Here is an 11,761-nt window from a genome sequence, read left to right on the forward strand (position 1 = left end):
TCACTTTCCAAATTTAATCTCAACTGACTTAATGTGTACGCCATCGCTTCCAGATATGACTTTTATTTCCGGTAATTTTTCTCCATTCTTTGTCTTTTGCACGAGTTCTGAAAATCTGATTATTTTATTTTCATTGGACAGATTAATGGATTCCTTTGGTGAAAGCAGTTTTTTTATCGGAATCTCTTTTATCTCGATATGAACTCCATTTTCATATACCTCTGCTCGAATTGATTGTTTTCCTGTTAAATCTGCAGCCTTCGACTGCCTAACCCCATCTAGAACTGAATATGTATCTGGTTGAAGTTTTGGAGATGTTATTGTTGGTATCTCGAGCTTATTTGATGGCGCTGCATCGACTTTGTTAACTTTACTTGCTTTGCTGCCTGCCTTCGCCGCATCCCCGCCGGGAATAATTGCCACGCCTGCCAAGGCCAGCATCGCTGCTGTTGAAGCATTGGGGTTCTCCAAAAAAGCGTCAATGGCCGCTTTGGCCTCTTTTATATCGATGGCTTGACCGGCGATCGGGACGAATCCGATCCAAATTTCCCCGGCCATTCCCCAGCCGCCCAGATCTACTCCCTCGGGCGCTCCGCCCGTTACGCCCCATAACAGCTTTTCAGTTTCGGTCAGCTCTTCTTCGCCTCGCAGGTTGATTTTATCATGCCACCTTAAAAACTCTGCTCGAGCGGCGTTCAACCCATCCTGCCCGCCGTGATACCATTGGAGGTATTCATGGAACCGTTTTGTCCATCCGGTTTGAGCCAAATAAATAAGGAAATCTTCCTGCTGATCGAAGCCATTGAATTGAAACATCCCTTCAAAAAGGCGCGGCAAATAGTTTGGGCCGGCACGGGATCCAATCCCGGAATTCACCCCATCACCAAACACCGGTTCCACACCGAGCATGCCATCCATGAATGCCATGAAGGCGGCAAACTCCACTAAGTCAGCCGTGTATTGCCCGGTGTCATCCCCCGGCATTAGGAACTTGGGATCCGGCTGGAAACTGGGGTAGTGGTTGACCCATTGTAATTCTCCCAAAACCAACGCCTTGGGTTGTGCGGTGGACAACTCGTACAGATAACGATCCAGCGCGTCCGTGTCCTGCTCGTACAGGGCTTCCCAATTCGGCCCACTATATAGCGGAATGATCACCGGATAGAACTCGGAGGTGATGTTGCTCCCCCTCAAATCCGCCTTGGCGGCAAAGGAAGAGGTGGGGGCAAGGACGAGAAAGGTCGATAGAAGGAGAAACAGCTGTTTCATCTCGTGCAATAGAGAGCACAAACCGGCTCAATCGGTCAAGCGGTTTGGCGTGTGTGGGCGGGAACGGTGGAGAAAAAAGGTGCAAACGATTCGGAAAGGCCGTGAAACAGGTGTGGAAAGGCCCTGAAAAACAGTTCATAAAAAGGTGTTTTTGCGTCGCTTTTTTGTGAATAGATTCACAGAATCGGGGGTCGAAAACAAACGCACAAAAGTGTCATAACAGCGCAACCAACCCAAACCAGATTTATGAGCAAGAAAACCGGATACCAATTCTGTGGCGGCAACGACCACGCCACCAACCCTAATCGACGTGACTTTTTGTCCGTAGGCGCCATGGGCGGCCTCGGGCTGGGGCTGACGCTGGGCGACTTCCTGTCGCTCGAAGCCAATGCCGCGGGTGAGGATTGGAGAGATGTGGCTAAGCAAAGCAAGCCGGGCAAGGCCAAAAACATCATCAACATTTTCCTGCCGGGCGGCTCGGCGCATCAGGAGTCGTGGGATCCCAAGTATCTTTCGCCGGCAGAATACCGCGGCCCGTTGGGCACGGTGAAGACGAACACCGGCGAACGGTTTTCGCAGAACCTGAAGAACACCGCCAAGGTGGCGGATAAAATTGCGGTCATTCGCTCGATGACCCACGGCGAAGCGGCGCACGAGCGGGGCACGCATAATATGATGACCGGCATCCGCCCCAGCCCGGCGGTGATTTTCCCGAGCATCGGCTCGATCGTCAGCCATGAGTTTGGCCCGCGCAAAAACTTGCCGCCTTACGTGGCCATCCCCAGCCAAAGCCGCAATGGCGGCACGGGTTATCTCGGCAGCGCCTACGGCCCCTTCAGCCTCGGCGCAGATCCGGGCAATGCCAATTTCCGCGTGCGGGATTTGGCGCTCCCCAACGGCATTGACGCCAGCCGATTTAGTAAACGCCGCGACATGCGTTCTATCGTCGACGGCCATTTCAGCGCGCTTGAAAAGAGCGATGCGTTGGCGGGTATGGACAGTTTTTATCAACGCGCCTACGCGATGATTTCCTCGCCGGAAGCGCGCGATGCGTTTGACCTGAATAAAGAACCGGCCAAGCTGCGCGACGAGTATGGGCGCAACACCGCCGGCGGCCGCTTCCTGTTGGCGCGGCGTTTGGTGGAGTCCGGCGTGCGAATGGTGAGCACCACCTACGGCGGCTGGGATCATCACAGCAATATCGCTGCGGCAAATGGCGGGCAAATGCCGGCATTCGATCAGGCCTTTGCGGCGCTGATCCGCGACCTCGACACGCGCGGGATGCTCGACGAAACATTGGTGCTGGTGACCAGTGAATTTGGACGGACCCCGAAAATCAACGCCACGGCGGGCCGCGATCACTGGCCAAAAGTGTTCAGCGTGGTGATGGCCGGCGGCGGCGTCAAAGGCGGCTACATTCACGGTATGTCCGATCCCACCGGTGCGGAGCCAGAGGAAGATCCCGTGCACGTGCCAGACTGGGCGGCCACGGTTTACTCGCTCATCGGCATCGATCCTCAACGTCGATTGGTGGGCCCGGGCAATCGCCCGATGCCGATCAATTACGACGGCGAAATCCTGAAGGAAGCGCTCACTTAAGCCGGGCGGCATCTCTGACAATCCACCTCGCCCGGGGCAATGTTTCGTAAGGAACTTTGCCCCGCGCGTTTACAAAACCAAAAGAATTAAAGAACTGAAGATTCACATAATGAAAACGATGAAGCACTGGATGTTGATGCTCGGGATGGCCGGGCTGGTTTGGAGCGCGGCGGCGGTGGATCCGCGATTGAGTTATCTTTCCCCCGGCGGGGTTCAACTGGGCAAAGAGACAGAGGTCACTTTCCGCGGCTTACGTCTTGCGAATGCTGAGGATATTTTCTTTTATCATTCGGGTGTGAAACTGGTGAAGATCACCGAAAAGAATGATCGCTTTGTAAAAGCACTCATCAAGACCGAGGCCAACTGCCCGCTCGGCGAGCACAAGGCGCGCGTTCGTACGCGCGGCGGCGTGACCGAGCTGCGCACGTTTTTCGTGGGGCCATTCCCGATGGTGACCAAGGTGACCCCCAAGGCCGGCGAAGGCCCACAGAAACTGCCGCTCAATTGCACTGTGGCCGGATCTGTAAGCGCGGAATCGGTGGATCGCTTTGCGGTGGACGTCAAAAAAGGCCAGCGTATTTCCGCTGAAGTGGAGAGCATCCGCCTGGGCCGTGGGTTTTATGATCCGTATGTGGCTATCGAGAACAGTAAAGGGTTTATCGTGGCGCGTTCGGACGATACCCCGCTGTTTGTGCAGGATTGTTTTGCGTCCGCTGTGGCAAAGGAAGACGATGTGTATACAATCGTGCTGCGCGAAACTTCGTACGGCGCGCTGGGCGGATATCGCCTTCACGTGGGCACGTTCCCAAGACCCACAGCGGTGTACCCCGCGGGCGGTCAGCAGGGTAAGGAATTGGAAGTGAAATTCATCGACAAGGTCGCCGGCGATTTCAAACAGAAATATGCCGCGCCCGAACCCAAATCGTTTGAGGCCACCTTCGGCCAGCAAGACCAGCCGTGCTTCCGTGACCTTGCGGTCTTCCCGCAAGCGGAAGGCGTCGTGGCACCGTCGGGCAACAAAGTGCGCGTGTCACCGTTCCCGAATGAACTTGAGGCCGAGCCGAACAATTCGGTTGGCGAAGCGCGCCTGATCGAGGCGCCGCTGCCGCTCGCGCTGAATGGCATCATCCAAGCCAAAGGCGACGAAGATTGGTTCCGGTTCACCGCCAAAAAAGGCCAACGCTACGACGTGCGCGTGTACGCCCGTAAATTGCGTTCACCCATCGACACGGTAATGTACATTTGCAACAAGGATGGCCGCACCCTCGCGAGCAATGATGACTCCGGCGGTCCGGATAGCTACATCAGCTGGACCGTTCCCGCCGATGGCGAGTACACCTTGCGCATCCGCGACCATCTTGGCAACGGCGGCCCGGACTACACGTACCGCGTGGAATTCCAGCCCCGCGAGCCCACGTTGAGCTTGTACGTGCTGGACACCCGCCGGTACGACACCCAGACGCGCAAAAACGTGGTGGTCGCGCGCGGCAACCGATTCCCGCTGGTCATCCAGGCGCGACGCGGCAATTTCGGGGGGGCGCTCGAATTGAGCACCAAGGATTTCCCCAAAGGCATCACCCTGCACGCTGCGCCGATGGCGAGCAATAAATCCTCCCAAACCATCGTCTTTGAGGCCGCGGCCGATGCGCCAATCGGCGGCACGTTGGGCGATCTTATGGGCAAACTCATGGGTGAAAAGGTCGCGGACATCAGCGGCGGGATTTGGCAAAACTATGATCTCGTGCAAAGCGGTAATCGCGGTGTGTATTATAAAACTTGGGTGGACAAAATGGCTGTTGTCGTGGTGGAGGAATTGCCATTCAAGATCCGCATCGAAGAGCTCAAGGCGCCGCTCGTGCGCGCGGGGACGCTGCCGCTCAAGATCATTGCCGAACGCAAAGAGGGCTTCAACGGAAACATCAACGTCCAGATGCTTACCCGTCCGCCGGGACTCAGCTGCAGTTCGAACATCAACATCCCCGCCGGCAAAAACGAAATCACCTATCTCTTTAGCGCCAACACCGCCGCCGAAATTCTGGACCACAAAATTGCGATGCTGGGCACCGCGAGTGTCAGCGGCGGCACGGCGTACGTATCCACCCAGCTTACTTCGTTGAAGATCGCGGATTATTTTATGGTCGGCAAAATCACTCCTGCCACAACCACGCAGGGTTATCCCACGGCGTTAAAAGTGGATCTCACCAATCGCACCAAATTCCCCGGCACGGCCACGGTGGAATTGGTGGGCCTCCCCACCGGCACCACCACCACTAAACTGGAGATGACGCAGGACACCAAGTCGCTGACGTTCCCCATTACCGTTGCCGATAATGCCCGCGCCGGATTGCACCGCACGGTATACTGCAAAATGACGCTCAATCACACCGGCCACACCGTCACCCAAACGCTCGGTGGCCGCGGCACGTTGCGCATCAATGTGCCGCCTGCCGCGCCGTCCATTAAAAAGCCAGGCGATGGTTCGCTGGGCAAAGTGGTTGTTGCCAAATAATTCACAAAACAAGATTTTAAAATGATAAAAAAAACATTGCTCGCTCTCGTCACCGTGCCGCTAATGCTCAGTGCGGCTCCGAAGGATTTGGTGGATTTACAGGTGTACCCGAAGGACGCCCACTTGGTGACGCTACGCGGCAAGCAGCAATTGATGGTGCAGGCCACGTACGCCGACAGCACCACGCGCGATGTTACTGCGGAGGCAAAATATACCTTTGCCAATCCCAAGCTGATCAAGTTTGAAAAACACATTATCCTCCCGGTCGTGGATGGCAGCACTTCACTGAAAATTGAGTTTGCCGGCCGCACGCTCACCGTGCCGGTGAAAGTAGAAAAAGCCGGCGAGGAACGCCCTGTTCGTTTCAATCTCGATGTGATGCCCACTTTCACCAAGGGCGGTTGCAACTCGGGGAGTTGCCACGGTGCATCCAGCGGAAAAGATGGGTTTCGGTTGTCGTTGTTCGGTTTCAATCCGCAGCTTGATTATCAATACATCACGCGCGAAAACCTCGGCCGGCGAATCAATCTTGCCTTGCCGCACGATAGTTTGTTGCTCGAGAAAGCCACCGGCCGCGTGACGCATACCGGAGGCAAAGTGATGACCGCGGAAAGTAGTTTATATAAAACACTCGTGCGTTGGCTGGAGGCAGGGGCACCCAATGATCCCGCCGGCACCCCCAAAGTGGTGGACCTCGAAATCTATCCGAAACAATCCGTGCTCGAGGGTGAAGGCGCCGAGCAGCAAATCATTGTACGCGCCGTGTACAGCGACGGCTCCACACGCGATGTGACGCACGAGACGATGTTTATCACTAACAACGATGTGTCAACCAAAGTGGACGGCAAAGGCAAGATGACCGCCGGGCAACGCGGTGAGTCGTTCATCATGGCGCGCTTCGACCAAATCACCGTGGGCACGCAAGTGCTGGTGATTCCGAAGCTGAAGAGCTTCGTGTTCCCCAAAGAGCTCGAGGCCAATTACATCGACACTTTGGTGCACAATAAGTTGAAGAAAATTCGAATCACGCCCAGTGGTATTTGCGATGACAACACTTTCATTCGGCGTGCTTATCTCGACGTTATCGGAGAGCTACCCACCCCCGAGGCCGTTGCCGCATTTGTGGTGGATAAATCGCCGGCCAAGCGCGAGAAGCTCATTGACGAGTTGATTGCCCGTCCGGAGTTCGTGCGGATGTGGGTGATGAAGTGGGCCGAGCTGTTACAGATCCGCACTCAAAACAATCAATTTTATTACAAAAATGCCGTGCTGTATTTCGAGTGGTTACGCGATCAGTTTGAACAGGATCAACCGATGGATAAAATTGTGCGTGAACTCCTCGGCGCGCGCGGCGGGACTTTCAGCAATCCCGCCGGCAATTTCTATCAAGTGGAGCGTGACACGCAGAAGCTCACCGAGAATGCCGCGCAAATTTTTATGGGCATGCGCATTCAGTGCGCCCAATGCCACAATCATCCTTTCGATCGCTGGACGATGGATGACTATTACAGCTTCTCCGCTTTTTTCGCGCAAGTGGGTCGCAAGACCGGAGAGGATAACCGGGAAACCATTATTTACAACCGCCGCAGCGGCGGGGTGCGCCACATCGTAGGTAATCGCGATATGCCGCCAAAATTTCTCGGCGCCGAGGGGCCTGAAATTGCTAAGGATGTGAATGGAAAAGTGCGCGCCGGATTTCCGTTGAAAAGCGGTGAGGATCGGCGCATTGCCTTAGCGAACTGGCTAGCTTCGCCCCAAAATCCCTACTTCGCCAAAAATATGGCCAACATCGTGTGGAGTCATTTCATGGGAGTAGGCATTGTGGAACCGGTTGACGATGTGCGCATCAGTAACCCGCCGAGCAATCCGGAACTGCTCGAGGAGTTGGGCAAACGCTTCGCGGGGAGTGGTTATAATTTCAAAAAACTCGTGCGCGACATTTGCGTGTCCCGCGCCTACCAGCGCAGCGTGCAGAGCAATGAGTTGAACAAGGACGACGCGCTGAACTTTGCCAAGAGCAGCATCCGTCGCGTGCGCGCCGAAGTGTTGCTAGATATCATCAGCCAAGTAACCGACACCAAAAACAAATTCCGCGGTCTGCCGATCGGCTCCAGTGCAGTTGAAATTGTGGATGGTGGCACCAGCACGTTCTTCCTCACCACGTTTGGCCGTGCCACCCGCACCACAGTGTGTTCGTGCGAAGTGGCTCTTGAACCCAATCTTTCCCAAGCGCTGCATTTGCTCAATGGTGATACGGTAAACACCAAGTGTGCTCAAGGAGGCGTGGTCCGAAACCTGATTAAAGGAGGCAAAAAGCCGGACGAGGTTTTGGATAATATTTACCTGCGCTGCTTGGCCCGCAAACCGACTGCTTCGGAAAAGGCTAAACTGATGGTGTTTTTCAAGGAAGGGCGTCCGGAGGAAGAGGTCTTGAATGACTTATTCTGGGCTGTGCTGAATTCAAAGGAATTTATTTTTAATCATTAATTAATTCGCCCGCCACGCGGGCTAGCAATCAAGGGGGAACTGTAAAACCGATGAATACTCGGAATCTAAAAACCATCGCCATCGCTGCCGGCTTCATTGTGGGTAGCGCCGGGATCGCCGCAGACAAAGTCACTTACGAGGACAACATCCTGCCCATTTTCCGCAACAACTGCCTCAAGTGCCACAACGCGGACAAGATGAAGGCAGACCTCAACCTTGCCACCTATGACGCGATGATGACCGGCGAAGTCGTCGCTGGCGGGGATTTGGATAACAGCCTTCTTTATCAGCTGGTCACCCACGCTGAGGAACCCAACATGCCGCCCAAGAGCAAACTCGCCGATGCTGAGATTGCCACCATCAAGGCATGGATCATCGGAGGCTTGCTCAAAGACAGCGGCTCCAAAGCCGTGATGGCCTCCAAACCCAAGGTCGATCTCGCACTCGATCCCGATTCCCTGGGCAAACGCCCCGAAGGCCCCGCGCCGATGCCCGTCGAAGTCCTCGCACTCGATCCCTATCAGCGCACCGAACGCACCAGCATTTCCACCGCCATCGCCGTCAGCCCGTGGGCTCCGCTCGTCGCCATCGGCAGCCAACGCCAAGTGCTCCTTTACAATACCGACACCTTCAAAATCGTCGGCATCATTCCCTTTCCCAAAGGCTATCCGCACAGCGTCAATTTTAGTGCGAATGGCAAACTGCTCGTCATCGGCGGCGGACGCGGCGCCAACCTCGGCTTTTCCACCGTGTGGGACATCACCAAGGGCGAACAAATCTTGACCGTCGGCGATGACCTCGATTCAGTCCTCGCCTCCGACATCTCTGCCGACCAGCGCTACATCGCCCACGGTGGCCCCGACCGATTCGTGCGCATTTTTTCAACCGACACTGGCGAGATGCTTCATAAGATCAAAAAACACACCGACTGGGTCACCGCCATGCGCTTTGGCCCCAAAGGCAAATACGTCGCTTCCGGTGACCGTGCCGGCGGCATCCACGTTTGGGAGGCCGAACCCGGCGGACGCGCCGCCAGCCTGATGGGCCATCGCGGCCGCATCACCGGTCTCGAATGGGCCAGCACCAACATCGTCATCAGCGCCAGCGAAGATGGCACTGCCAAAATGTGGAACATCGACGAAGTCAGCCAAATCAAAAACTGGACCGCCCACGGCGGTGGCGCACTCAGCCTGCGTCGTGCCCAAAACGGCGATATGGTCACCGTCGGCCGCAATCGCCGCGCCACCATTTGGAACGCCAGTGGCAGCGCAAAGCGCTCCTTCACATTCCCCGGCGACATCCCCTCCACCGGCGTCCCCAGCCACGATGGCAAACTCGTCATCGGCACCGACTGGACCGGCGAAGCCTACGTTTGGAACTCAGCCGATGGCAAAGAAATCACCCGTCTCGCCCTGAACCCCGCCCCCATGGCCGATCAATTTGTTGCCTCGCAAAAAATAGTAGAGCAGAAAGCCGCCGCCGCCAAAGCAGCCACCGCCGGGCATCAATCCGTGCTCACCCGCATCGCCAAAACCAAGACGCAAATGACCGCTTTGGACACCACCGTGACCATGCGCCAAAAAGCAGTCACCGATTCCAAAGCTACCCTCGCAAAGCTCATTGCCGAAAAACAAAAACCCGCTCAAACCAAAGCAGCCACCGCCGCCGGAAGCGTGAAGACCGCCACCGACACCAAAGCTGCCGCCGACAAAGCGTTGGCCTCAGCCGATGCCGCCGACAAACCGGCTGCCCAAGTCAAGGCCACCGCTGCTGCCAACGCGCTCACCGCTGCCACCAGCGCCAAAGCGATTGCGGACAAAGCGCTCACTGTCATTAACGCGCAAGTGACTCAAGCCACCACCGTCAGTGCCGCAGCCGCCAAATCGCTCATCGAATCACAAAACGCCGCCAAGACCGGCAAGGTAGCACTCACCAAATTATTGGCCGATCTCGCCAAATCCGCGGCCACCGAACAGGCTAAAGTCACTGCCGCCGGTGTCGCGCTCACCGCAGCTCAAAAGGATGCCGACCTGTTGCGCCTCAATAAAACATACAGCGATTATTATCGCTCCCGCAATCAACTCGTCGCACAGAAAGCCAAGCTCGCCGAATTGCAGGCCACCGCCCAGGCCGCCCAAGCCGCGCTCAACAGCACTCAAACCGCGCTGGACGCCGCCCGCAAAACAGATCTCGCAAAGCTAAAAGCCAATAAGCTCGTTGCCTTCATTCAAGCCAAAGCCGCTAAAGCCAAGGCCGATCAAGCCCTCACCGCTGCCCAAGCCGAGGTTGCTAAGGCGGGCGAAACAATCACCATCGCCACCAAGGCCATCGCCACCGCCGAAGCCGGCATGCAAACCGCAGGAACAAACCTGGCTAACGCCAAGGCTGCCCAGGCAAAAGCGACTGCCACGGCCCAAGCCGCCCGCGCCAAAGCCAACGAGGCCAAAAAAACCTACGACCAACTCGTCGTTGCCAAGCAGACGCCCGCGCAGCTCATCAACACCACCCTCGACAAAGCCATTGTTCAGGCCAATGCCGCAAAAGCAAATGCCGCTAAAGTATTGGCTGTCATCAACACCGAGGTCAACGCGGCCACCGCCACGTTCACCGGTTCCGATACCACGGCCAAGACTGCTGAGAACCTCGCAGCTGCTGCCAAAGCATTGATGGACAAGCTCGCCGCCGAATTGGCAAAACAAACAATCGATCTCGCCGCCAAACAAAAAACACAAACCACCACCCAAGCTACGCTTGCCCAATTAATCGCAACCCGTCAAAAACCAGCCGAAGCAAAAGTAGCCACCGCCACTGCCATGCTCAAACAGGTGCCGCTCACCAAAGCCGCTGCCGACAAGGCGCAGATTGCCGCGAATGCTGCCGTTAAAACCGCGCTCGACAAATTTCTTGTCGTCGAAATGGCTGCGCAAGCCGCCGAGGCCGGTGCGGGTAATGACGCCGCCAAACAAGCCGATGCCGCAGCCAAGCGTAAAGCCGTCATCACCGCCAAGGCGGCGCTCGATCAACTGATCACCGGCCAACAAAAAGCCGTGCTTGTGCAGGTCGCTAAAGCCAATGCCGCAATGAAAGCCGCGCCCGTTGCAAAAGCTGCTGCTGACAAAGAGCTTGCTGCTGCCAAAGCAGAGGTGGCCAAGGCCACCACCACGCACAATGCCGCCACTCAAGCCGCCGCCGCCGCACAGAAAGTTGTCACCGCCACCACAGCCACTCACGCGAAGGCAAAATCCGATTTCACTGCGAAACAAACCGATGCCACCGCTAAACGTAATGTGGCCAACATCGCTAAGTCAAAACGCGATGGCCTTGTGGCGGCCAAGCAGAAACCCGCACAAGACGCATTGGCTGCCGCGAGCGCAACCGCCACCGAGTTAGCGGCCGCAAAAATTGCCGCCGACAAAATTCTCACTCGCGTAAATGCCGAAATGGTCGTGGCGGCCAAGCCATTTCAAGACTTGGATGCTGTGGCCAAAACAGTTGAGGCTGCCGTGAAACCTACTGAGGTAAATGTGGCGAAGATGACCACCGCGATGGACGTGGCCGCCAAGCTGGTAACCCAACGTAAAACCGAGGAGGTTGCCGCCAAGAACGCCATGATGAAAATGGCTGCTGAAAAAATCAAGCCAATGGAAGCTGACGTGATTGCCGCTGCCGCTGCGATGACCCGTGCCCAAGCCGCCCACACCAACGCCGGGCAGATTCATCAAGCCCATGTCACCACACTGGCGAAGACGGTTGCCGCTCAATCTACTGCGTCCAAGGCGAAAACGGAAGAAGCCGGCAAGCTGGCGATCGTGGTTGCCGCCGCTCAGAAACAAGTTGAAGCATTCAAAGCCGAGTACGAAAAGCTCAAAGGGCCGCCCAAGACGGCGGCGAAATAAT

5 protein-coding genes are annotated in these 11,761 nt (G+C 56.3%); 4 read left to right on the top strand and 1 reads right to left on the bottom strand.

Annotated features, from left to right (window positions below; translation table 11 throughout):
* On the bottom strand, positions 1-1,269 hold the full coding sequence (locus tag H8E27_02795) for a hypothetical protein (GenBank protein MBC8324539.1): 1,269 nt from the start codon (positions 1,267-1,269) through the stop codon (positions 1-3).
* Between the two features lie 333 nt (positions 1,270-1,602).
* Here H8E27_02795 and H8E27_02800 point away from each other — a divergent pair, with 333 nt between their 5' ends.
* From H8E27_02800 to H8E27_02815, 4 genes are all read left to right on the top strand, one after another.
* Positions 1,603-2,868, top strand: a complete 1,266-nt coding sequence (locus H8E27_02800; GenBank protein MBC8324540.1) for a DUF1501 domain-containing protein — start codon at positions 1,603-1,605, stop codon at positions 2,866-2,868.
* Positions 2,869-2,977: 109 nt separating this feature from the next.
* Entirely contained in the window at positions 2,978-5,377 is a 2,400-nt protein-coding gene (locus H8E27_02805) for a PPC domain-containing protein (GenBank protein ID MBC8324541.1), read from the top strand.
* A gap of 21 nt (positions 5,378-5,398) precedes the next feature.
* A complete protein-coding gene (locus tag H8E27_02810; GenBank protein MBC8324542.1) occupies positions 5,399-7,864 on the top strand; it encodes a DUF1549 domain-containing protein in 2,466 nt (821 codons plus the stop codon).
* 50 nt (positions 7,865-7,914) lie between these two features.
* Entirely contained in the window at positions 7,915-11,760 is a 3,846-nt protein-coding gene (locus H8E27_02815; protein ID MBC8324543.1) for a hypothetical protein, read from the top strand.
* Position 11,761 lies beyond the last annotated feature (1 nt).

Source organism: Limisphaerales bacterium (assembly GCA_014382585.1).
Taxonomy (GTDB): domain Bacteria; phylum Verrucomicrobiota; class Verrucomicrobiia; order Limisphaerales; family UBA1100; genus JACNJL01.